We start from the raw sequence: 21,869 nt of genomic DNA, 5'->3' as shown, positions 1-21,869 counted from the left end.
GCGGCCTTAAGGAAGACGACACATGGAAACCCTGACCACCCTGAAAGTTATCCACATCGCGGCCACCGTATTGCTGCTGCTCAGCGGCCTGGGCTTGGCGTTGCTGGCCTGGCGCAAGCGCAGCGCCGGCCCGGCGGTGACCGTGCAACGCCCGTGGGCGTTCGTCTGGTTGTTGATGGGCATTTGCGTCGTCAGCATGCCGTTTACCGGTTGGTGGCTGGTGCACCTGACCGGCTGGCCGCTGGGCCAGACCTGGATCCTCGGTTCCAGCATCCTCTACACCGTGGCGGCGCTGGCGTGGTTCTGGCTGGTGGCGCGGCTTAATCGCCTGCGTAAGGGCGAGGGCGGCAGCTTGAACTTCACGTTGGTGCTGGCGGTAATCAGCCTGGTGGGGTTTGTGGCGATTGCCGGTTTGATGGGTGCCAAGCCTGTCTGAATGAGTGCCTACCTGCTGCTGAAAACCCTGCATATTCTCTCGTCGACCGTACTGTTCGGGCTGGGCGCGGGCTCGGCTTACTACGCGTTACGCGCCTGGCGCACCGGCAACGTGGAAGTGATCGCCGTGACCTTCAAGCACTTGGTGTTCGCCGATTGGGCGTTTACCGCGACCACGGCGGTGTTCCAGCCGTTGAGCGGGATTGGCTTGATGCATCTGGCGGGCTGGTCGCTGCAGCAGAGTTGGTTGCAGTGGACGTTCGGTTTGTATGTGCTGGCGGGGATCTGCTGGCTGCCGGTGGTGTGGTTGCAGATTCGCGTACACAAGATGGCGGAGCGGGCGTTGCGGGAGGGGACGGCGATGCCGATCAAGGCCACGACCTATATGCGCTGGTGGTTTGGCCTGGGGTGGCCGGCGTTCCTGGCGTTTATGGCGATTTTCTACTTGATGGTGGCCAAGCCTATGTAGTGAGCGGGCTTGCCCCGCGCTGGGTGGCGGAGCCGCCCCAAACCAGGCGAATTGGATTCATCTGGAATTCGGCATTGTCTGTATTAGGGCTGCTTCGCAGCCCAGCGCGGGGCAAGCCCGCTCACTACAGGTCAGCTGCGCAACGTGATGACCGGCCAGCCACGCTTCTCGGCCTCGGCCCGCAAATTCGGGTCCGGATCCACTGCCACCGGATGAGTCACTTGCTCCAGCAGCGGTAAATCATTCATCGAGTCGCTGTAGAAGTAACTGTCTTCCAGGCTGAACCCGGTCTCTGCCAGCCAGCGATTCAAACGTGTCACCTTGCCCTCGCGAAAGCACGGCACGTCGGTGCTGCGCCCGGTATAACGGCCGTTTTCCATCTCGCACTCGGTGGCGATCAGGGTTTCCACGCCCAGGCGTGCGGCAATCGGCGCGGTGACGAAACGGTTGGTGGCGGTGATGATCACCAGCGTGTCACCGGCGGCGCGGTGCTTGGCCAGCAGTTCGGCGGCCAGCGGCAGCATCAGCGGCTCGATGCAGTCGCGCATGAAGTCATTGTGCCACTCATCCAGTTGGGCCATCTCGGTACGGCCGAGGATTTCCAGGCTGAAGTTCAGGTAGGCGGCATTGTCCAGCTTGCCGGCCAGGTAATCCTGGTAGAACTCGTCGTTGCGCGCCTTGTAGGCGACGGGGTCGAGAATCCCGCGTTCACAGAGGTAATCGCCCCAGGCGTGATCGCTGTCACCGCCAAGAAGGGTGTTGTCCAAGTCGAATAAAGCCAGGCGCATTGCAGTTACTCGCTGAAAAGTCTGTAAAAAGGCGTCCAGAATACGGTCTTTTCACAAGAGTGCACATAAGGTAAGAAGCCTCGTTGCCGCTGGAACAACCTTTGTGGAACAATGCGGCGACATGCGTTTGCGAGGTTGTTGCCGTGATCGACCCCGATGGTTTCCGTCCTAATGTCGGGATTATTCTTACGAATGATGCCGGACAGGTGCTATGGGCTCGCCGAATCAACCAAGATGCCTGGCAGTTTCCTCAAGGCGGAATCAACCCCGACGAAACCCCTGAAGACGCCTTGTACCGTGAGTTGAATGAAGAAGTCGGCCTTGAGCGTGAAGATGTGCAGATTCTGGCCTGTACCCGTGGCTGGTTGCGCTATCGTTTGCCGCAACGCCTGGTGCGTACCCACAGCCAACCGCTGTGCATCGGCCAGAAGCAGAAATGGTTTCTCCTGCGCCTGATCTCCGACGAGCAGCGGGTGCGGATGGATTTGACCGGTAAACCGGAGTTCGATGGCTGGCGCTGGGTCAGCTATTGGTACCCGTTGGGCCAGGTGGTGACATTCAAGCGCGAAGTGTATCGTCGCGCTCTCAAAGAGCTTGCCCCGCGCCTTTTAGCGCGCGACTGACGACGGAGTTCGACCCCGAGCCATGCTCAATACGCTGCGCAAGATCGTCCAGGAAGTTAACTCCGCCAAGGATCTCAAGGCGGCGTTGGGGATTATTGTGTTGCGCGTCAAGGAAGCCATGGGCAGCCAGGTCTGCTCGGTTTACCTGCTGGACCCCGAGACCAACCGTTTTGTGCTGATGGCCACCGAGGGCCTGAACAAGCGCTCCATCGGCAAGGTCAGCATGGCGCCCAATGAAGGTCTGGTGGGCCTGGTGGGGACGCGTGAAGAACCCCTGAATCTCGAACATGCAGCCGATCACCCGCGTTACCGCTACTTTGCCGAAACCGGCGAAGAGCGTTACGCCTCGTTCCTCGGCGCACCGATCATTCACCACCGCCGCGTTGTGGGCGTGTTGGTCATCCAGCAAAAAGAGCGCCGTCAGTTCGACGAAGGTGAAGAAGCCTTCCTGGTGACGATGAGTGCGCAATTGGCCGGGGTTATCGCCCACGCCGAGGCGACGGGCTCGATTCGCGGCCTGGGGCGTGAAGGCAAGGGCATCCAGGAAGCCAAGTTCGTCGGCGTGCCGGGCTCGCCGGGCGCTGCGGTTGGTACGGCGGTGGTCATGTTGCCGCCGGCGGACCTGGATGTGGTGCCGGACAAGACCGTCAAAGACATCGACGCCGAAATCAAACTGTTCAAGACCGCCCTGGAAGGCGTGCGCGCCGACATGCGCAACCTCTCGACCAAGTTGGCGACCCAGCTGCGGCCCGAAGAGCGCGCGCTGTTCGACGTGTACCAGATGATGCTCGATGACGCGTCCCTGGGTAACGAAGTCAAGACTGTGATCAAGACCGGCCAGTGGGCTCAGGGCGCGTTGCGCCAGGTGGTCACCGATCACGTCAACCGTTTCGAATTGATGGACGACGCCTACCTGCGCGAGCGTGCTTCGGATGTGCGTGACCTCGGTCGCCGTCTGCTGGCCTACCTGCAGGAAGACCGCACCACCAACCTGGTCTACCCCGACAACACCATCCTGATCAGTGAAGAACTGACCGCCACCATGCTCGGCGAAGTGCCAGAGGGCAAACTGGTGGGCCTGGTGTCGGTACTCGGTTCGGGTAACTCCCACGTCGCGATCCTGGCCCGGGCCATGGGCATCCCGACGGTAATGGGCCTGGTGGACCTGCCATATTCCAAAGTGGATGGCATCGACATGATCGTCGATGGCCATCGCGGCGAAGTGTTTACCAACCCCAGCGACGTGCTGCGCAAGCAATACGCCGAAGTGGTTGAAGAAGAGAAACAGCTGGCGCTGGGCCTCGACTCATTGCGCGAACTGCCGTGCGTGACCACCGATGGGCATCGTGTGCCGCTGCTGGTCAACACTGGCTTGCTGGCGGATGTAGCCCGTGCGCAACAGCGCGGCGCCGAAGGGGTGGGCCTGTACCGCACCGAAGTGCCGTTCATGATCAATCAGCGTTTTCCGAGCGAGAAGGAGCAGCTGGCGATTTATCGCGAGCAACTGCAGGCCTTCCACCCGCTACCGGTGACCATGCGCAGCCTGGACATCGGCGGCGACAAGTCACTGTCGTATTTCCCGATCAAGGAAGACAACCCCTTCCTTGGCTGGCGCGGCATTCGCGTCACGCTCGACCATCCTGAAATTTTCCTCGTACAAACCCGCGCCATGCTCAAGGCCAGCGAAGGCCTGAATAACCTGCGCATCCTGCTGCCGATGATTTCCGGCACCCATGAGCTGGAAGAGGCGCTGCACCTGATCCACCGCGCGTGGGGCGAAGTGCGCGATGAAGGCGCCGACGTACCGATGCCGCCGATTGGCGTGATGATCGAAATCCCGGCGGCGGTGTACCAGGCTAAAGAGCTGGCGCGGCAGGTGGATTTCCTTTCGGTGGGTTCCAACGACCTGACCCAATACCTGCTGGCCGTGGACCGTAACAACCCACGGGTGGCCGACCTCTACGACTACCTGCACCCGGCGGTGCTGCAAGCCTTGCAACACGTGGTGCGCGACGCCCATGCCGAAGGCAAGCCGGTGAGCATCTGCGGTGAAATGGCCGGCGACCCCGCGGCGGCGGTGCTGTTGATGGCGATGGGCTTTGACAGCCTGTCGATGAACGCTACCAACTTGCCGAAGGTGAAGTGGATGCTGCGTCAGGTCGAACTGAGCATGGCCAAGGATCTGCTGGCAGAGCTGATGACCATCGACAACCCGCAAGTTATCCACAGCTCGCTGCAACTGGCGCTGAAGAACCTGGGGCTGACGCGGATGATCAACCCGGGCTCCGCGAAGAGCCTCTGACTTCAGATGGTGGGCTTTTGTAGTGAGCGGGCTTGCCCCGCGCTGGGCTGCGAAGCAGCCCTAATACAATCACCGCATGCTTTCAGATAGAGCCGGTTAGCTGGTTTTGGGGCGGCTTCGCCACCCAGCGCGGGGCAAGCCCGCTCACTACAAGCTGAGTTCTACCTCGCCAAGTCGCCCACCATGCGGCCCAAAACTGCGCTCCACCATCCGCCGCGACCCATCTGCATTCACAATCAACGCCGTACTCGCCCGCGTGCCGTAACTCGGGCTGGCAATAAACACGCTCGACAACAAACTCTCAGTCGCCAAGCCCACCCCGGTATCCGGCAAATCCGCAAACGGCGCCGTCTGCGGATCACTCAAAATATCCAACAACGCCTCAGGCTGCGGGTCCTCCAGCATCTCGCTCAACGCCGCTTTGGCCTTGATCAGCTTGGGCCACGGCGTGTCCAGCCCGGCATTGGACAACCCATACACCCCGGCCTCCAAACGCGTCGGCTCAGTGTGATTAGCGTTGTAGTGCCACAACTCATTGCGCGTACCCACCAGCAGGTTAAACCCGGCATATTCAATCGATCGACCGTTAACATCGGCCAGATACGCTTCAATCGGCAACGAACCACTGAGAAACCGCGCCACTAACTCCCCGCGCGACTTACGTGCCGGCGGCTGGTGCGGGTCGCGGATATTGGTCAAGGCGGCAAAGCGCCCGTCGGCATTCACCCCCAGCCAGGTACCGCCTGCTTCCTGATCGCGGCCGGCGAAGACTTCGGGCACGTCCGGCCATTGGGCCAGCGGCAGGCTGGGGCGAGCGTAGAACTCATCACGGTTGGCCGCGACGATCAGCGGTTGGGCGTGGCCCGGCCGCCAGGCGAAAACAATCAGGCACATCAGGCGATTCCCTTTTGTGTTTTTTGCCACTCTACCGGCAGCAACGCAGGCGTTCCATCGTATCCAGTTGGGTTGCATGCCTTCCATCCGTTAACATGCCGGACTTGGTCTGGGGGCTCCCATGGAATTTCTGCTGTATTTGCTGCTCGGCGCCTGTGCGGGCGTGCTCGCCGGGCTGTTTGGCGTGGGCGGCGGGATTATCATCGTGCCGGTGCTGGTGTTCAGCTTCACCTTGCAGGGCTTTGATCCGCAAGTGCTGACCCACCTGGCCGTGGGCACTTCCCTGGCGACGATCATCTTTACCTCGGTGAATGCCGTGCGTGAGCACCATCGGCGTGGCGCGGTGCGTTGGCCGATCTTTGTGTGGATGACCGTGGGTATCCTGATCGGCGCAGGCTTTGGTGCACTGACCGCCGAGGCGATTTCCGGCCCCCACCTGCAAAAGATCATCGGCGTGTTTGCCTTGTTGGTGGCCGTGCAACTGGCCCTGGAGGTCAAGCCCAAGGCCAACCGAACGGTGCCGGGCAAGGTTGGCCTGACCATCGCCGGCACATTTATCGGCTGGGCTTCGGCGATTTTCGGGATTGGCGGCGGCTCGCTGACCGTACCGTTCCTGACCTGGCGCAGCGTGCCGATGCAGCAGGCTGTGGCCACTTCATCGGCTTGTGGCCTGCCGATTGCGCTGGCCAGTGCATTAAGTTTCATGATTCTGGGCTGGCATGACCCGCTGTTGCCCGCTCATAGTCTAGGGTTCGTGTATTTGCCGGCACTGTTGGGCATTGCGCTGACCAGTATGGTGTTCGCCCGTTTCGGCGCACGCCTGGCGCATCGGTTGTCGCCTCGATTGCTCAAGCGGTTGTTCGCCGGGCTGCTGTTCTGTGTCGGTTTAAACTTTTTGTTGTAATGCAGGCTTAATCGCGCCCGGGCATGGTCCGGGCGCTATAACGAATGATTTAACGAGGAGTCGCAATGCTGCCTTACCCGCAGATCGACCCGGTGGCCTTGGCTATCGGTCCGCTGAAAATCCACTGGTACGGGTTGATGTACCTGATCGGCATCGGCGGTGCCTGGTTTCTGGCTTCCCGACGCCTGAACCGTTTCGATCCGACCTGGACCAAGGAGAAGCTCTCCGACCTGATCTTCTGGTTGTCGATGGGCGTTATCGTCGGCGGGCGCCTGGGGTATGTGCTGTTCTACGACCTCTCCGCGTACATCGCCAACCCGACGCTGATTTTCGAAGTGTGGAAGGGCGGCATGGCGTTCCACGGTGGGTTTATCGGCGTGATGATCGCCGCCTGGTGGTTTGGCCGGCGTAACGGCAAGTCGTTCTTCCAACTGATGGACTTCATCGCACCGATGGTGCCGATCGGCCTGGGCGCTGGGCGTATCGGTAACTTCATCAATGCCGAACTCTGGGGCAAGCCGACCGACCTGCCGTGGGCGATGGTGTTCCCGCCGTTCAGCGACCCGGCGCAATTGCCGCGCCACCCGTCGCAGCTCTACCAGTTCGCGTTGGAAGGCGTGGCACTGTTCCTTATCCTGTACCTCTTCTCGCGCAAGCCGCGCCCGACCATGGCCGTGTCCGGCATGTTCGCGTTGTTCTACGGGATCTTCCGATTCATCGTCGAGTTCGTGCGCGTGCCGGATGCGCAATTGGGCTACCTGGCGTTCGGTTGGGTGACCATGGGGCAGATCCTTAGCCTGCCAATGATCCTGGGCGGCCTGGGCTTGCTGTGGTGGGCCTACAACCGCCCGCAGCCTTTGAAGAACACCGCGCTTTAAATTCGAATGCCGAGGCCTGCAAGGTCTCGGCTTCAACGATACGGGTAAACAAATGAAGCAATATCTCGAACTACTGAACGACGTCATGACCAATGGATTGACCAAGGGCGATCGCACCGGCACCGGCACCAAGGCCGTGTTTGCCCGTCAGTATCGGCATAACTTGGCCGACGGCTTCCCGCTGCTGACCACCAAGAAGCTTCACTTCAAAAGCATCGCCAACGAGCTGATCTGGATGTTGAGTGGCAACACCAACATCAAGTGGCTCAACGAAAACGGCGTAAAGATCTGGGACGAATGGGCGACCGAAGAAGGTGACCTGGGCCCGGTGTACGGCGAGCAGTGGACCGCCTGGCCGACCAAGGATGGCGGCACGATCAACCAGATCGACTACATGGTCCACACGCTCAAGACCAACCCGAACAGCCGCCGCATCCTGTTCCACGGCTGGAACGTCGAGTACCTGCCGGACGAGACCAAGAGCCCGCAGGAAAACGCGCGCAACGGCAAACAAGCCCTGCCGCCGTGCCACTTGCTGTACCAGGCATTCGTGCACGACGGTCACCTGTCGATGCAGTTGTATATCCGCAGCTCCGACGTATTCCTCGGCCTGCCGTACAACACCGCTGCGCTGGCGTTGCTGACCCATATGCTGGCCCAGCAGTGCGACCTGATCCCCCACGAGATCATCGTCACCACCGGCGACACTCACGCGTACAGCAACCATATGGAGCAGATCAAGACCCAGCTGGCGCGCACGCCGAAGAAGCTGCCGGAACTGGTGATCAAGCGTAAGCCTGCGTCGATCTATGACTACAAGTTCGAAGACTTCGAGATCGTGGGCTACGACGCCGACCCAAGCATCAAGGCCGACGTCGCGATCTAAAGATTATCTCGATCAAATGTGGGAGCGGGCTTGCTCGCGAAAGCTGTACATCAGATACACATTCAGTTACTGACACACCGCCTTCGCGAGCAAGCCCGCTCCCACATTTGGTCCGTGCTCACTTGAGTTAATGGCCGTGGCTTCTGCCCACATGTGAGGGCTCAGCCTCGCTCGCCGCCACACTCCCACTGACTTCCAGCCGCTGCAGAATCCCGCATTCCGGCCCGCCGCCACAGCGTTGGCGCAGGTCCAGCAACTGCTCCTGCAATGCCAACAACCCATCAATCCGCGCTTTCACGTGGTGGATATGCTCATCGATCAACGCGTTCACGTTTTCGCACTGGTCTTGGGGGCTGTCGCGTAGCCCAAGCAGGCTGCGGATTTCTTCCAAGGTCATGTCGAGGCTGCGGCAATTGCGGATAAAGATCAGCCGCTCGGTGTGTGCCTGGGTGTACACACGGTAGTTGGCCTCGGTGCGTGCCGGGGGCGGCAACAGGCCTTCCTTCTCGTAATAACGGATGGTTTCAACCGGGCAGTCGGTCAGTTTGGCCAGTTCGCCGATCTTCATTGCGGCAATCTCCAAATGGGTGCTTGACCCTATAGTGGCTACAGGGTCTTTACTTGGCAACAGGCACCTTTATGGACGCGACAGAATGAGCGATTCCCTCCACACCCCGCATAAACACGACCATGACCACGATCATGGCCCGAAAAAACTCACGCCTGTGCATGATCATGGCCACGGAGGCTCTTGCTGTTCCGGCACCCCAGCCCCTGCGCGGGTGCAACTGAGCGAAGCGCCCACCGCCGGCTCGCGCCTGAGCACTTTTCGCATCGAAGCCATGGACTGCCCCACCGAGCAGACGCTGATCCAGAACAAACTGGGCAAGCTGGCTGGTGTGCAGCAGCTGGAATTCAACCTCATCAATCGCATCCTTGGCGTCACCCACGACCTGCCAAGCACTGCGCCGATCATCGACGCGATCAAATCCATCGGCATGCAGGCTGACCCCATCGAGGAAGGCACTCCGGCCGCCGCGCCGCCCGCCAAGAAACCCTGGTGGCCGCTGGCGTTGTCCGGTGTGGGCGCGTTGGGCGCCGAAGTGCTGCACTTCACCAATGCCGCGCCCACGTGGGTGATCGCGGTGGTGGCGCTGATCTCGATTCTCAGCGGCGGCCTCACCACCTATAAAAAGGGCTGGATTGCCCTGAAAAACCTCAACCTGAACATCAATGCCCTGATGAGCATCGCGGTGACCGGCGCGATCCTGATCGGCCAATGGCCGGAAGCGGCGATGGTGATGTTCCTGTTCACCGTGGCCGAGTTGATCGAAGCCAAGTCCCTGGACAGAGCGCGCAACGCCATCAGTGGCTTGATGCAGATGACACCAGAGCAGGCCACGGTGCAGCAGGTTGATGGATCATGGGCTGAAAAAGAGGTCAAAAGCATTGATCTGGGTGCAATCGTGCGGGTAAAGCCCGGCGAGCGCATCGGCCTGGACGGTGAAGTCACTGCCGGCCAATCGACGATTGACCAGGCGTCGATCACTGGCGAAAGCCTGCCGATTGAAAAGGCCGTGGGCGATAAAGTCTTCGCCGGCACCATCAACCAGGCCGGCTCCCTGGAATACAAAGTCACCGCAGCGGCTAACAACTCCACTTTGGCGCGTATCATTCACGCGGTGGAACAGGCCCAAGGCGCACGGGCACCGACCCAGCGTTTCGTCGACCGCTTCTCGAAGATCTACACCCCGGCCGTGTTCCTGTTCGCGCTGGGCGTAGCGGTGATTCCGCCGCTGTTCATGGCCGGCGTGTGGTTCGACTGGATCTACCGCGCCCTGGTCCTGCTGGTGGTTGCGTGCCCCTGTGCCTTGGTGATTTCCACGCCTGTGACCATCGTCAGTGGCCTGGCGGCGGCGGCGCGCAAAGGCATCCTGATCAAGGGCGGCGTGTACCTGGAGGGTGGTTACAAGCTCGACTACCTGGCCCTCGACAAGACCGGCACCATCACCCACGGCAAACCGGTGCAAACCGATTACTTGGCGCTCTTCCCCAACATCGAAGACAGCGCACCGGCGCTGGCCGCCAGTTTGGCCGGGCGTTCCGATCACCCGGTGTCGCTGGCGATTGCCAACGCGGCTGTGGATAAAAACCTGCCGATGCACGTTGTGGATAACTTCGAAGCCTTGGCCGGGCGTGGCGTGCGTGGCGATATCAACGGCGAAACCTACCACCTGGGCAACCACCGCCTGGTAGAAGACCTGGGCCTGTGCTCACCGGAGCTGGAAGAGAAACTCTTCGCCCTGGAAAAACAGGGCAAGTCCGTGGTGCTGCTGCTCGACAAGTCCGGCCCGCTGGCGCTGTTCGCCGTCGCCGACACGGTCAAGGACAGCAGCCGTGAAGCGATCCAGCAGTTGCATGACCTGGGCATCAAAACCCTGATGCTCACCGGCGACAACACCCACACCGCCCAGGCGATTGCTGCCCAGGTCGGCATCGACCAGGCCCAGGGCGACCTGTTGCCTACGGATAAGCTGCAAGCCATTGAAGCCCTGTATGGCCAAGGGTTCCGCGTGGGCATGGTCGGCGACGGTATCAACGATGCGCCAGCCCTGGCCCGCGCCGAGATCGGTTTTGCCATGGCTGCAGCCGGCACCGACACGGCCATTGAGACCGCCGATGTGGCGCTGATGGACGATGATTTGCGCAAGATTCCGGCATTCATTCGTCTGTCGCGGCAAACGTCGAGTATCCTCAAGCAGAACATCGCCCTGGCGCTGGTGATCAAGGCGATCTTCCTCGCGGTCACTTTCCTGGGCATGGCCACCATGTGGATGGCGGTGTTCGCCGACATGGGCGTGAGCCTGCTGGTGGTGTTCAACGGCCTGCGCCTGTTGCGCAAATAATTGAGGTGAGGGTGGTGTGCTGAGTGCCGAGTTGAAGGCTTTTTTCATGGTCGCCCGCCTGGGCAGTATTACCCAGGCGGCGAAAAAACTCGGCCTGAGCCAACCCACCGTCACCACCCAGATCCGCAACCTGGAAAGCCAATACGGCGTTGAGCTGTTCTACCGAGGTGGCCGTCGCCTCACCGTCAGCGACGAAGGTGCGCGCCTGCTGCCGATGGTCAAGGCGCTGTTGCAGCAGGAAGCGGACATCGAGTTTTTCCTGCGCAACAGTGGCCAGGTCCAGGGTGCGCTGAGGATCGCCGCGACGGCGCCGTATTACATCCTCGACCTGGTCAAAGCCTTTCGCGAACGCCTGCCGCAGGTGGAGGTGTCGGTGGAAATCGGCAACTCCCAGCAGGTGCTTGAAGCGCTGGACGATTACCGCGTTGATGTCGCTGCGTCGTCGCAGCTGCTGGAAGACCCGCGCCTTATTCGCCGCGTGCTGGGCACCGACCCTTTGGTGCTGGCGGTGCATCGCAATCATCCACTGGCCAAGCTCGATCATGTACCGCTCACTGCGTTGGCCGGGCATACCTTGTTGATGCGTGAAGCCGGCTCCACCACGCGGCGCCTGACCGAAGAAATGCTACAGGGCGCAAGCGTAAGTTACGGCCCGCTGTTGGAAATCGGCAGCCGGGAATCGATTCGCGAGGCGGTGCTGCGCAATATTGGCATCAGCATCATTGCCCGCCAGGAAGTGCCGCATGATCCGCAGTTGCGGGTGTTGACCATCGAGAATGCGCCGCAGATCCCGGAGTATTTGTACTGCCTCAAGGAGCGCAAAGGCGCGCGGTTGCCGGCGGCGTTTCTGGGGTTGGCACAAGAGATGTCACCGATTTAAGGTTGTTTGGTGGCCTTTGAATCGCCATCGCAGGCAAGCCAGCTCCCACAGTTGAATGTGTTCACAGATCAACACTGTGGGAGCCGGGCTTGCCCGCGATGAGGCCTGCCCAGGCAGTCCATCTCCATTCGTCCTACCCAAATCCACGAATACCACTATTACTGCCTTTTGCCTTCCTGCCACACCAGCGACGCATTGCCTGCCTAGCATGGCCTTCATCAGTTTGATGAGGTGCCTCCATGAACACAGCCCTGACCCAACCCGGCGCGCCAATGAAGGTGCGCGGTATCCAGAAACGCTTCGGCGCTTTTACCGCGCTGGATAACGTCTCCCTGGACGTCGCCGCTGGCGAGCTGGTGTGCCTGCTGGGCCCGTCCGGCTGCGGCAAGACCACCTTGTTACGTTGCATCGCTGGCCTGGAGCGCCAGGACAGCGGCGAACTTTACCTGGGCAGCCGCGATGTTTCCCTGCTGCCACCCCAGGCGCGGGACTACGGCATTCTGTTCCAGTCCTACGCGCTGTTTCCCAACCTGACTGTCGAAGCGAATATCGGCTACGGCCTCGCCGGCAGCGGCCGCGATGAAGTGCGCAAGCGCGTCGGGCAGATGCTCGAACTGGTCGGCCTGGTCGGCAGTGAAAAGAAATACCCGGGCCAACTCTCCGGCGGCCAGCAGCAACGCGTTGCGCTCGCCCGGGCATTGGCGCCGGCGCCCTCATTGCTGTTGCTGGACGAACCGATGTCGGCCCTCGACGCCCGCGTGCGCGAACATCTGTGCACCGAGCTGCGCCAACTGCAACGCCGCCTGGGCATCACCACGCTGATGGTCACCCACAACCAGGACGAAGCCATGCTGATGGCCGACCGCATCGCGGTGATGAACAACGGCAAGGTCGAGCAATACGCCACGCCCCAGGAGATCTATGACCGCCCGGCCACCCCGTTCGTGGCGGAGTTTGTCGGCCAGGGCAACTGGCTGCCGTTCAGTCGCAACAGTGCCAGCCACGCGCAGGTCGGCGGGATGAACATGCGCTTGGCCGACGATGCTGGCATCGCCAAGTCCGGCCGTCTGTTTTGCCGCCCGGAAGCGATCAGCGTCAACCCGCCAGTGCACGAAGAAAACCTGTTCCCGGCCAAGGTCCGCGAGATCACCTTTCTCGGCAACCGCTGCCGCATGAGCTTCGAGCTGGAGCAATTGCCCGGCCATCCGCTGCTGGCCGAAGTGGCTCCGGAAGCCATGCCACGCCTGGGCGCTCAGCATATCTGGGTCGCCTTGCCGCCGCGCAGCCTGCAGGTGTTTGCCTGAGATGGCTGCTGTCATGACATTGCCTGAGCCGCGTCAGGTCTCCCGCGCCGAGCTGGGTGATCGTGTTTTTGTGGTCGGCGGCAAATTGCTTTGGCTGTGCCTGTTGGGTGTTGCCGTACTGCTGCCATTGCTGGCGATCTTCTGGCGCGGTTTCAGCAGCGAAGCCGGGCAGGGCGGCGGCCTGGTGGCGGCGCGGGAACTGCTCACCAGTGACAACTTCCACTGGCTGCTGGGCAATAGCTTGAAAGTTTCCCTCAGCGTCGGGGCCATCGTCGTACCGCTGGCCTACCTGTTTGCCTACGCATTGCAGCGTACGTTGATTCCCGGCAAGGCGATCTGGCGCGGCATGTCGCTGCTGCCACTGATGGCGCCGTCGATGTTGCCGGGCATTGCGCTGGTGTATCTGTTCGGCAACCAGGGCATGTTGCGCGGGCTGCTCTCGGACAATATCTACGGCTTCTGGGGCATTGTGCTGGGCGAGGTGATCTACACCTTCCCACATGCCTTGATGATTCTGCTGTCGGCGCTGTCCTTGGCGGATGCGCGGCTGTTTGATGCGGCCTCGAGCATGGGGGCCAGCCCGGCCCGGGCGTTCCGCAGCATTACCTGGCCGGCCACACGCCAGGCGGTGTTCGCTGCGTTCTGTCTGGTGTTCACCTTGACCATCACCGACTTCGGCGTGCCCGTCGTGGTCGGCGGCGATTATCAGGTGCTGGCCCTGGAAGCCTACAAGGCTGTGGTTGGCCAACAACAGTTCGGCCGCGGTGCGCTGATCGGCATGGTGTTGCTGCTGCCAGCACTGTTCAGCTTTGGTGTGGATGCCTGGCTACGCCGTCGCCACGGCGATTCCATGAGCGGTCGTGCCCAAGTCTTCCAACCGTTGCCATCGCGCCCAAGAGATGGCTGCTACCTGGCCATCGTGCTGCTGATCTGCGCCGTGTTGCTGCTGGTATTCGGCATGGCAGTGTATTCCTCGCTGGTGAAGTTCTGGCCGTACAACCTGTCGCTGTCGCTCAATCACTACCAGTTCGAAGATACCGCCGGCGGCGGCTGGCTGGCCTATCGCAACAGCCTGACCATGGCGCTGTGCACCGCGTTGATCGGCAGCGTGCTGATCTTCACGGGCGCGTATTTGATGGAAAAGACCAAGGGCCAGAAGGGCCTGAACCTGGCGCTGCGCATGCTCAGCTTTGTGCCGATGGCGGTGCCTGGGCTGGTGCTGGGCCTTGGCTACGTGTTCTTTTTCAACCTTAACGGCAACCCGCTGCATGTGTTCTACGGGACCATGACCCTGCTGGTGGTGTGCACCATTGCTCACTATTTGACCACCGCGCAAATGACCGCGACCACGGCGTTGCGCCAGCTCGACGCCGAATTCGAAGCCGCTGCGTTGTCGCTCAAGGCGCCGTTGTACCGCCATTACTTGAACGTCACGGTGCCGATCTGCCTGCCGGCGCTGCTGGACATCGTGCGCTACCTGTTTGTGTCGGCGATGACCACCGTGTCCGCCGCGATCTTCCTCTACAGCCCCGACACCATCCTTGCCGCCGTTGCCGTGTTGAACATGGACGACGCCGGCAACGTGGGCGGTGCGGCGGCCATGTCGACCCTGATCCTGTTCACGTCGGCCGGCGTCTCGCTGCTGCTGGCGTGGGCCTCACGTGGCGCGTTGCGCCGGTCCCAAGCCTGGCGCCAGACCGCGCCCGGCCAATAAACATCCCTGAAGGAGGTGCTCCATGTTCAAGCCCCTGGCGCTGGTCGCTGCCGTACTGACCGCATTCAGTCTGAATGCCTTCGCCAAAACCGAGCTGACGGTGTACACGGCCCTCGAAGCCGAGCAGTTGAAGACCTACAAAAAAGCCTTCGAACAGGCCAACCCGGACATTGAAATCAAGTGGGTGCGTGATTCCACCGGGATCATCACCGCCAAGCTGTTGGCCGAGAAAGACCGCCCGCAAGCCGATGTGGTCTGGGGCCTGGCCGCGTCGAGCCTGGCGATCCTCGATCAGCAGGGCATGCTGGATAACTACGCGCCCAAGGACCTGGACAAGATTGGCAAAAACTACCGCGACGCTGCCAACCCACCAGCCTGGGTCGGTATGGATGTGTGGGCCGCGACCATCTGCTTCAACACCGTCGAAGCCGAGAAACAGGGCCTGACCAAGCCGGTGAGCTGGCAGGACCTGACCAAGCCTGAATACAAGGGCAAGATCGTCATGCCCAACCCGGCCTCGTCCGGCACCGGTTTCCTGGACGTGAGCGCCTGGCTGCAAACCTTCGGCGAGAAACAGGGCTGGCAGTACATGGACGACCTGCACCAGAACATCGGCCAGTACGTTCACTCCGGCTCCAAGCCGTGCAAGTTGGCGGCGTCGGGTGAGTTCCCGATCGGGATTTCGTTCGAGTACCCGGCCGTACAACTGAAACGCCAGGGTGCGCCGCTGGATATCATCCTGCCCAAAGAAGGCCTGGGCTGGGACATTGAAGCCACCGCCGTGCTCAAGGGCTCTGCCCATGCCGACGCGGCGAAAAAACTCGCCGACTTCTCGGCCAGCCCTGCTGCCATGGACCTGTACAAGGACAACTTCGCCGTCCTTGCCCAGCCGGGAATTGCCAAGCCGCAGACTGAATTGCCGGCCGATTACGAGCAGCGCCTGATCAAGAACGACTTTGCCTGGGCCTCGAAAAACCGCGACAGCATTTTGGCTGAGTGGCGCAAGCGCTATGACGGCAAGTCGGAGAAGGTGGCGGGTCAGTAATATTTTCGTTTGGGCTGATGGCCTCTTCGCGGGCAAGCCCGCTCCCACATTTGAAGGTGTTCGCAAGTCAACGTGTGGGAGCTGGCTTGCCTGCGATAGCGGTCTCGAATTCAGGACATCATTCAATGACACACCAAAGCGACCTGCTGATTATCGGTGCCGGCATCCTCGGCCTGTCTCACGCCTATGCTGCCGCCAAGCGCGGCCTCAAGGTCAAAGTCTTCGAACGTAGCGCCACACCATTGGGCGCCTCGGTGCGCAACTTCGGCCAAGCCCTGGTCACCGGCCAACCGCCGGGACCGATGCTCGACCTGGCGCGGGAAAGCCGAGACATCTGGGGGCATTGGGCCCAGGTAGCCGGGCTGCAACTCAAGCGCAACGGTTCGTACCTGTTCGCTCGCACCGAAGCCGAGGAGCATCTGCTGGAAGCGTTCTGCGCCGGTCGTGCAAAACAATACGGCTACAACGTCGAACTGCTGCAAGGTTCAGCAATGCGGGATCTGTACGGCGGCCAGTTCCGCCATCACCGCGCCGCGCTGCATGGCAAGGACGATCAGCAACTGTATTCCCGTGAAGCGATCCCGGCGCTGATCAATTACCTGGCGCAGGAACTGAACGTGGAGTTTTACTTTTCCACCCTGGTGCGCGACGTCGAACCGGGCCAGTTGCACAGCACGGCGGGCAGCTTTCGTGGCGAGCAGATCATCGTGTGCTCCGGCCACGACTACCAAACCTTGCTGGCCGAAGCGATGGCCGCGCTCAACCCGAGTATCTGCCGCCTGCAAATGCTGCGCGCGCGGCCAGCAGTGAAACTGAACCTGCAACACGCATTGCTCACCGGCCTGAGTTGCGTGCACTACGGCGCATTCGCCGATCTGCCGGAAGCCGCGCCGGTGCAAGCGCAGATCCTGCGTGAGGCACCGCACCTGCAGGAGCACGGTATTCACCTGCTGATCAGCCCGACGCCCCATGGCGAGCTGATCATCGGCGACTCCCATGACTACGGCAGCGATGCATCGCCGTTCAATGCCGAGCAGGTCGATGACTGGATGATCGAACTGGCCGAACAGACCCTGGGTTGCAAGATCCAGGTGCTGGAACGCTGGCAGGGTGTGTACGGCTCGCGGGGCCCGGCGCCGTTCTCGTTCCTGCGCGCGGCACCGGGCGTCAGCGCGGCGTTGATGCACACCGGCGTCGGCATGAGCGTGGGGCCGGCGATGGCTGAGCGAAATATCACTGCTGTGTGGGGCGCAGCGTGATGAGCCCGGAGCAAGCGATTGCCGAAGTGTTCGGTCTGTACGAGGCACACGGCACGGCGGATTACATCGGCGAGCCGGTGTCGCAGATCGAACACATGTCCCAGGCTGCGCAACTGGCCATGGCCGAAGGCTTTGATGACGAAGTGGTACTGGCGGCGTTTTTCCATGACATCGGCCATCTCTGCGGCGAGGGCGGCGAAAACATGGGCGGTTATGGCGTGGTCAGTCATGAGCGGCTGGGGGCGGATTATCTGCGCCGTGCAGGGTTCAGCGAACGCATGGCCACGTTGGTGGAGTATCACGTGCAGGCCAAGCGCTACCTGACCTTCAGCCAGCCGGGCTATTACGCCCGCCTGAGCGAAGCCAGCCAGCGCACCCTGGCTTATCAGGGCGGCGTGATGAGCGCCGAAGAAGCCCAGGCTTTTGAACAGGATCCGCTGTGTACGGTGAGTTTGCGCATGCGGCATTGGGACGAACAGGCCAAGGCCATGCACGTGCCGGTGCTCGACCTTGAAGTGCTCAAGCTCAAAGCGCATAGGGTGTTAGCGGCAGCCGCTGTCGGATAAAACCAATGTGAAGAAATACCTGACTGGCCGTCGCCGTTTCGTACCGGCGCTGCAGATGTCATGAACTCTCAAAGGCCCACAGCCTGGAATAGCCTGTGGGCTTGTTCATTTTCGAGACATCTCTGATGCGTTATTTAAAGGCGACCGCCCAGGACCGTAGCGGTAACGGCAAGGCTGATACCGTCCTGCTGCATTTCTATGAACGCCACGGTGGCGGGTCAGACACGTTGAGCCATGAGGCTTTGGCCGTCGACATGAACGCCGACGGTGTAATCGATGTGCAGTGCGCGGGCGACATTAACCGCGATGGTCAGTGCAACATCCGCGACAAACAATTGCTCAGGGCCTTTGTGACTACGTTCTTAAAGCTCGGTTGGTTTTGCAAAGGCGATAGTTCTCAACGAACCCTCACCCTGTATGTCGATCATTACAACAAGCGCGGTGCCCCTAATGCGATCAAGCTGGAGTTCTATGATCTGCAGGGGGCTATTCCCAAACAGAGCCTGACTTACAGCGCTGCCGCTTATGACGCAGACGGTAATGGCGTCCTTGAGACTTTTACCAACAGTGATGTCGATGGAAACGGTATCGCCAATAACGCGGACAAGGAATGGGTCCGAGCGCTGGGCACTTCGTTCCTGGCGCTGCTGTGGTACGACACTGCGTCAGAGCTGCGTGGCCAATAATTCGACCTGTTCCTGACGCTCGGCCTGGCTCAACCTGGCGTGAGGGTTGAGGGATGACCATTGCGGATGTGCGCGGGCCTTATGCAACGCGTCCGGCAGTTTCCCCTCGCGCCAGGTTTTGTCCTGGGGCGTGTCGACCTTGATGCTGTGCATGGCCGCATGGCCGCGCAGGTTCAGGGCCTTGAGCAACTGGCGTTGGCGCAGGGCAAGCAAGCGCAGCACGGCGTCGTCGACGGTCAGCTCACGCTGGCCCTTGATCTTGCCCAACAGGCGGCTGCCGTAGCTACGTGCGGTTTGCAGTGCACCACCAGCAATTGCACCGGCCAGTGCGGCGGCGCCCAGCGTTAACCCTCCGACCAGTAAATCCACGCCTGCACCCGCCGCCGCGCCTGCGGCGATCCCGCCGCCGACGCGCACGCCGAGCTGCTTGAGGGTTTCCGGGTTGAACAGGTCATCGCCCCAGCGGCCATCCAGTAGCGGCAAGTCGCTGGCGGCGGCGTCCTGCGGGCGGAAGCCGAACAGCTTGAGCAGCGCTTCCACACACTTCTGCTCACGTTGACGCACGGCTTTGCGCAGGTCGCCGATGGCTTGCGGCTCATCTTCAGTCACCACGCTGCGTCGGCACGCCGCACAGTCGATCAGCAGCTCGGCGATCAATCGCGCGGCGCTTTGCTGGCGTGCCTGGCGTTGCGCTTGTTGGTCAAGAATCAACCGCTCCAGTTGCGGCCGCGCACTTTCCAGCAGCAGCGCGAGGCTTTCATACAGTCGCTGTTCGCCGTCTTCCGGTGGCGCGACGCTGTCGAAACGCACCAGCGCATGCAGACCGAGGCGGGCCAGGGCTTCACGCCAATCCGGCTCGCGGTGGTCGCTGCTGCTGACAAAGTTGAGCACCGGCAGCAACGGCTTGCCGCAACTGGCCAGTACTTGAAGCTCATCGCGGTACTTGGCCAGCACCGGCTCGCGGGCGTCGATCACATACAGGCCCGCGTCAGACGCCAACAGTTGGCGCAGCACCTTGGCCTCCTGTTCGAAACGCTGGCGGGCTTCGCTGCCCTCCAGGAAGCGCGCCAGCCGGGCCGGGCCGTCGAGGCGTTCGCCGGGGCGATCCAAGCGTTCCAAATAGTCGAGCAGGGCGATGGCATCTTCCAGGCCGGGCGTGTCGTACAGCTCCAGCAAGGCTTCGCCATCCACCGACAAGCGCGCCCCTTCGACATGCCGCGTGGTGCTGGGGCGATGGGAGACTTCGCCGAAGCCGACATCACGGGTCAGCGTACGCAGCAGCGAGGTCTTGCCGACATTGGTGTGGCCCACCACGGCGAGTTTCAGTGGCTTAGTCATGACCGGTCTCCAGCCAGTTCAGCGGCGCGCAGTCGGCGAAGGGCAGTTCAAGTTGTTGCAGTGCGGCGTGCCAATCGCCCAGGCGCTCGGCGTCCAGCGCCTGGCCGGGCGGTGCTTGCAGCAGCCAGACGCGGGTGGCGGTGGCGCTGCGCGCGAGTTCGGCGATCAGCGCGAGGCTGCCACGGTCCGGCGAGCGGCGCGGGTCGCAAGCGATGGCCAGGCGTGCAGGAGGGAAGCGCGTGAGCTGCTCCAGCAGCTTGTTGCGTGATTCGCGGCTGTCGAGAATGCCGGCGTTTTTCACGCTGGCGGGCAGTTTGGGCGGCCAAGTGTGCCGGTCGTCCAGTTCGATGGCGACCAGCAGCGCGCCTTCGCTTTCCAATTCACTGACACCCCCGCTGACGTGGTGCAGTTGTTCCGGCGCTGCGTCGTTGACCCCGAGGCGCTCACTGCTCGGCATGAGGCGTTCGCGCAGCTGGCTGTAGCCGGGCAGGTTGAGGTCCAGGCGCAGGGCGGCGCGCCCGCGTTTCCAGCGCCACAGGCACAGCAGGGCGAGGGCCAAGCGAGGCAGCAGGCCATAGACGAGCAGCACGCCCACCAGCCAGGCGGCCCAGGCTTGGCGGGCGCTTTCGATATTCAGCGCGGAATCGCCGCTGGCGCGGATCATGTCGACGGTTGGCACGTTGAAACCCAGCATCGCCGGCAAGGTGCCGAGGGCCTGGGTGACGGCGACGAAGGTGTCGGCGCCAAGAATGGTGGTTTCCCACACGAAGCCGTAACGGCGGGTGGCAAGTAGCGTAAGAAGAATCACCATGGCGCTGAGCAACGCCAACAACCACAGGCTGTTGACCAGCACACCGACCGCCCAGCGATTGAGTTTCTGGCGCTGCAACAGCAGCAACAGCGCTGGTGCCAGCTGTGCAGCCTTGGCGTCACGCGCGAGCTTCTCGCTGAGCCACAGCCACAGGCGCCCAAGGCTGGCGCTGTGTTCGCCGGCAAACAGCAGGCCCAGGGCCCAACTGATCAACAGGATGAGGTTCAAACCAAGCAGGCTGCCCAAGGCCCAGAACACATTCACCGGGGTCAGGCCGTTGCCCATTGCCGCAAAGGCCAGGCCGGCGCCACTGATCACGGCGACGATCACCAGCAGCACCAGCGCCAGTCGCGCACCTTGCAGCCAGCGCGTGAGCGCGGCGGTCAGGCCATCACGCTCGGCCAGGTGCAGGGCGCGCTGTTGAATGCGCGTCGGCAAGTCGCCACCGGCCGAGCGGGCCAGGCGGTTGGCTTCCAGGTCTTCCAGCGGGCCGGCGTGTTCTTCACGCAGGCGCACGGTTTCTGTCAGCCAGAGTTTTTGCAGGGGGTTCAGTGCAGTCACGCGCCGTCCTGTTGAGCAAGTGAACGTGGAGCATAACCGCTGGCCTGCGCCTCTGGTATTCTCGTCGCCATGAAAAAAACTCTCCCTTTAAGCCTGATCGCAGCCCTCGGTGAAAACCGCGTGATCGGCGTCGACAACAGCATGCCCTGGCACTTGCCGGGGGATTTCAAATATTTCAAAGCCACTACGCTCGGCAAGCCGATCATCATGGGGCGCAAGACCTGGGATTCTCTGGGCCGACCGCTGCCGGGGCGCTTGAATCTTGTGGTTAGCCGTCAGACCGATCTGGCGCTTGAAGGTGCGGAAGTTTTTCCGTCATTGGAGGCTGCGGTTGAACGCGCTGAGGCGTGGGCGCTGGAGCAGGGCGTGGATGAGCTGATGCTGATCGGTGGGGCGCAGTTGTATGCGCAGGGGCTGGAGCAGGCGGATCGGTTGTATTTGACGCGGGTGGCGTTGAGCCCGGAAGGGGACGCATGGTTTCCGGAGTTTGATGCGGACCAGTGGAAGCTGGTTTCAAATCTGGAGAACCCAGCTGAAGGTGATAAGCCAGCGTACAGCTTCGAGGTTTGGGAAAAAATCTAACTTCTTGTAGTGAGCGGGCTTGCCCCGCGCTGGGTGGC

21 protein-coding genes are annotated in these 21,869 nt (G+C 61.7%); 16 read left to right on the top strand and 5 right to left on the bottom strand.

The window, feature by feature from the left end:
• The first annotated feature begins 22 nt into the window (after positions 1-22).
• On the top strand, positions 23-436 hold the full coding sequence (locus JBO08_RS12605) for a DUF2269 family protein (protein WP_065874397.1): 414 nt from the start codon (positions 23-25) through the stop codon (positions 434-436).
• Positions 437-904, top strand: coding sequence for a DUF2269 domain-containing protein (locus tag JBO08_RS12600; RefSeq protein ID WP_065874396.1), 468 nt, complete (start codon positions 437-439; stop codon positions 902-904).
• Positions 905-1,035: 131 nt separating this feature from the next.
• Here JBO08_RS12600 and JBO08_RS12595 read toward each other — a convergent pair whose 3' ends face one another.
• Positions 1,036-1,692 carry an HAD family phosphatase gene (locus JBO08_RS12595; RefSeq protein ID WP_065880203.1) on the bottom strand — a complete coding sequence of 219 codons (657 nt, stop codon included), beginning with the start codon at positions 1,690-1,692 and terminating at the stop codon, positions 1,036-1,038.
• 143 nt (positions 1,693-1,835) lie between these two features.
• Between JBO08_RS12595 and JBO08_RS12590 the strand changes: the two genes are divergently transcribed.
• Together JBO08_RS12590 and ptsP are read left to right on the top strand one after the other, a co-directional pair.
• Entirely contained in the window at positions 1,836-2,315 is a 480-nt protein-coding gene (locus tag JBO08_RS12590) for an RNA pyrophosphohydrolase (protein ID WP_049713461.1), read from the top strand.
• Between the two features lie 22 nt (positions 2,316-2,337).
• Entirely contained in the window at positions 2,338-4,617 is a 2,280-nt protein-coding gene (ptsP, locus tag JBO08_RS12585; RefSeq protein WP_220074686.1) for a phosphoenolpyruvate--protein phosphotransferase, read from the top strand.
• A gap of 147 nt (positions 4,618-4,764) precedes the next feature.
• On the opposite strand, the gene JBO08_RS12580 is transcribed toward ptsP, so the two are convergent.
• Positions 4,765-5,511: an NRDE family protein gene (locus JBO08_RS12580; RefSeq protein ID WP_065874393.1), complete on the bottom strand. Its 747-nt coding sequence runs from the start codon at positions 5,509-5,511 to the stop codon at positions 4,765-4,767.
• A gap of 121 nt (positions 5,512-5,632) precedes the next feature.
• On the opposite strand from JBO08_RS12580, the gene JBO08_RS12575 reads away from it, so the two are divergent.
• The 3 genes from JBO08_RS12575 to JBO08_RS12565 all read left to right on the top strand — a co-directional run bounded on the left by JBO08_RS12575 (position 5,633) and on the right by JBO08_RS12565 (position 8,179).
• Positions 5,633-6,415: a sulfite exporter TauE/SafE family protein gene (locus JBO08_RS12575; RefSeq protein WP_065874392.1), complete on the top strand. Its 783-nt coding sequence runs from the start codon at positions 5,633-5,635 to the stop codon at positions 6,413-6,415.
• A gap of 65 nt (positions 6,416-6,480) precedes the next feature.
• Positions 6,481-7,293: a prolipoprotein diacylglyceryl transferase gene (lgt, locus tag JBO08_RS12570; RefSeq protein ID WP_065874391.1), complete on the top strand. Its 813-nt coding sequence runs from the start codon at positions 6,481-6,483 to the stop codon at positions 7,291-7,293.
• Positions 7,294-7,345: 52 nt separating this feature from the next.
• Positions 7,346-8,179 (top strand): thymidylate synthase, encoded by an 834-nt coding sequence (locus JBO08_RS12565; protein WP_220074687.1) that lies wholly within the window; start codon positions 7,346-7,348, stop codon positions 8,177-8,179.
• Between the two features lie 127 nt (positions 8,180-8,306).
• On the opposite strand, the gene cadR is transcribed toward JBO08_RS12565, so the two are convergent.
• Positions 8,307-8,747, bottom strand: coding sequence for a Cd(II)/Pb(II)-responsive transcriptional regulator (cadR, locus tag JBO08_RS12560; protein ID WP_049711068.1), 441 nt, complete (start codon positions 8,745-8,747; stop codon positions 8,307-8,309).
• Between the two features lie 85 nt (positions 8,748-8,832).
• Here cadR and JBO08_RS12555 point away from each other — a divergent pair, with 85 nt between their 5' ends.
• The 8 genes from JBO08_RS12555 to JBO08_RS12520 all read left to right on the top strand — a co-directional run bounded on the left by JBO08_RS12555 (position 8,833) and on the right by JBO08_RS12520 (position 18,539).
• Entirely contained in the window at positions 8,833-11,085 is a 2,253-nt protein-coding gene (locus JBO08_RS12555; RefSeq protein ID WP_065891346.1) for a heavy metal translocating P-type ATPase, read from the top strand.
• A 16-nt stretch (positions 11,086-11,101) separates the two neighbouring features.
• Entirely contained in the window at positions 11,102-11,965 is an 864-nt protein-coding gene (locus JBO08_RS12550) for a LysR family transcriptional regulator (RefSeq protein ID WP_065874388.1), read from the top strand.
• A gap of 239 nt (positions 11,966-12,204) precedes the next feature.
• Entirely contained in the window at positions 12,205-13,269 is a 1,065-nt protein-coding gene (locus tag JBO08_RS12545) for a putative 2-aminoethylphosphonate ABC transporter ATP-binding protein (RefSeq protein WP_065874387.1), read from the top strand.
• A gap of 1 nt (position 13,270) precedes the next feature.
• On the top strand, positions 13,271-14,983 hold the full coding sequence (locus JBO08_RS12540) for a putative 2-aminoethylphosphonate ABC transporter permease subunit (RefSeq protein ID WP_065874386.1): 1,713 nt from the start codon (positions 13,271-13,273) through the stop codon (positions 14,981-14,983).
• Between the two features lie 22 nt (positions 14,984-15,005).
• A complete protein-coding gene (locus JBO08_RS12535) occupies positions 15,006-16,028 on the top strand; it encodes a putative 2-aminoethylphosphonate ABC transporter substrate-binding protein (protein WP_049711073.1) in 1,023 nt (340 codons plus the stop codon).
• 125 nt (positions 16,029-16,153) lie between these two features.
• Entirely contained in the window at positions 16,154-17,287 is a 1,134-nt protein-coding gene (locus tag JBO08_RS12530; protein WP_220074688.1) for a TIGR03364 family FAD-dependent oxidoreductase, read from the top strand.
• Positions 17,287-17,853, top strand: coding sequence for a phosphonate degradation HD-domain oxygenase (locus JBO08_RS12525; protein WP_065880199.1), 567 nt, complete (start codon positions 17,287-17,289; stop codon positions 17,851-17,853). Before JBO08_RS12530 ends, JBO08_RS12525 begins: the two co-directional genes overlap by 1 nt.
• Positions 17,854-17,948: 95 nt before the next feature.
• Positions 17,949-18,539, top strand: coding sequence for a hypothetical protein (locus tag JBO08_RS12520; protein WP_309304238.1), 591 nt, complete (start codon positions 17,949-17,951; stop codon positions 18,537-18,539).
• On the opposite strand, the gene JBO08_RS12515 is transcribed toward JBO08_RS12520, so the two are convergent.
• Both JBO08_RS12515 and JBO08_RS12510 read right to left on the bottom strand, forming a co-directional pair.
• Positions 18,519-19,877, bottom strand: a complete 1,359-nt coding sequence (locus JBO08_RS12515) for a DUF3482 domain-containing protein (RefSeq protein ID WP_220074689.1) — start codon at positions 19,875-19,877, stop codon at positions 18,519-18,521. The genes JBO08_RS12520 and JBO08_RS12515 overlap by 21 nt on opposite strands.
• A complete protein-coding gene (locus tag JBO08_RS12510) occupies positions 19,870-21,249 on the bottom strand; it encodes a DUF2868 domain-containing protein (RefSeq protein ID WP_220074690.1) in 1,380 nt (459 codons plus the stop codon). The genes JBO08_RS12515 and JBO08_RS12510 overlap by 8 nt, the downstream gene beginning before the upstream one ends.
• A gap of 69 nt (positions 21,250-21,318) precedes the next feature.
• Between JBO08_RS12510 and JBO08_RS12505 the strand changes: the two genes are divergently transcribed.
• Complete coding sequence (locus JBO08_RS12505; protein ID WP_220074691.1) at positions 21,319-21,831, top strand: dihydrofolate reductase; 513 nt, start codon at positions 21,319-21,321, stop codon at positions 21,829-21,831.
• The last annotated feature ends 38 nt before the right edge of the window (positions 21,832-21,869 follow it).

Origin of the sequence: Pseudomonas sp. LAP_36, from assembly GCF_019456785.1 — a bacterium.
Classification (GTDB): Bacteria; Pseudomonadota; Gammaproteobacteria; order Pseudomonadales; family Pseudomonadaceae; genus Aquipseudomonas; species Aquipseudomonas tritici.
Note: the sequence above shows the minus strand (reverse complement) of the source record. Positions and strands in the feature narration are given on the sequence as shown.

What these genes read in the sequence shown, in the direction of transcription:
- JBO08_RS12605 (WP_065874397.1), top strand. Translation starts at nt 23, where the DNA reads ATGGAAACCCTGACCACCCTGAAAGTTATCCACATCGCGGCCACCGTA.
- JBO08_RS12600 (WP_065874396.1), top strand. Translation starts at nt 437, where the DNA reads ATGAGTGCCTACCTGCTGCTGAAAACCCTGCATATTCTCTCGTCGACC.
- JBO08_RS12595 (WP_065880203.1), bottom strand. Translation starts at nt 1,692, where the DNA reads ATGCGCCTGGCTTTATTCGACTTGGACAACACCCTTCTTGGCGGTGAC.
- ptsP (WP_220074686.1), top strand. Translation starts at nt 2,338, where the DNA reads ATGCTCAATACGCTGCGCAAGATCGTCCAGGAAGTTAACTCCGCCAAG.
- JBO08_RS12580 (WP_065874393.1), bottom strand. Translation starts at nt 5,511, where the DNA reads ATGTGCCTGATTGTTTTCGCCTGGCGGCCGGGCCACGCCCAACCGCTG.
- JBO08_RS12575 (WP_065874392.1), top strand. Translation starts at nt 5,633, where the DNA reads ATGGAATTTCTGCTGTATTTGCTGCTCGGCGCCTGTGCGGGCGTGCTC.
- lgt (WP_065874391.1), top strand. Translation starts at nt 6,481, where the DNA reads ATGCTGCCTTACCCGCAGATCGACCCGGTGGCCTTGGCTATCGGTCCG.
- JBO08_RS12565 (WP_220074687.1), top strand. Translation starts at nt 7,346, where the DNA reads ATGAAGCAATATCTCGAACTACTGAACGACGTCATGACCAATGGATTG.
- cadR (WP_049711068.1), bottom strand. Translation starts at nt 8,747, where the DNA reads ATGAAGATCGGCGAACTGGCCAAACTGACCGACTGCCCGGTTGAAACC.
- JBO08_RS12555 (WP_065891346.1), top strand. Translation starts at nt 8,833, where the DNA reads ATGAGCGATTCCCTCCACACCCCGCATAAACACGACCATGACCACGAT.
- JBO08_RS12545 (WP_065874387.1), top strand. Translation starts at nt 12,205, where the DNA reads ATGAACACAGCCCTGACCCAACCCGGCGCGCCAATGAAGGTGCGCGGT.
- JBO08_RS12540 (WP_065874386.1), top strand. Translation starts at nt 13,271, where the DNA reads ATGGCTGCTGTCATGACATTGCCTGAGCCGCGTCAGGTCTCCCGCGCC.
- JBO08_RS12535 (WP_049711073.1), top strand. Translation starts at nt 15,006, where the DNA reads ATGTTCAAGCCCCTGGCGCTGGTCGCTGCCGTACTGACCGCATTCAGT.
- JBO08_RS12530 (WP_220074688.1), top strand. Translation starts at nt 16,154, where the DNA reads ATGACACACCAAAGCGACCTGCTGATTATCGGTGCCGGCATCCTCGGC.
- JBO08_RS12525 (WP_065880199.1), top strand. Translation starts at nt 17,287, where the DNA reads ATGAGCCCGGAGCAAGCGATTGCCGAAGTGTTCGGTCTGTACGAGGCA.
- JBO08_RS12515 (WP_220074689.1), bottom strand. Translation starts at nt 19,877, where the DNA reads ATGACTAAGCCACTGAAACTCGCCGTGGTGGGCCACACCAATGTCGGC.
- JBO08_RS12505 (WP_220074691.1), top strand. Translation starts at nt 21,319, where the DNA reads ATGAAAAAAACTCTCCCTTTAAGCCTGATCGCAGCCCTCGGTGAAAAC.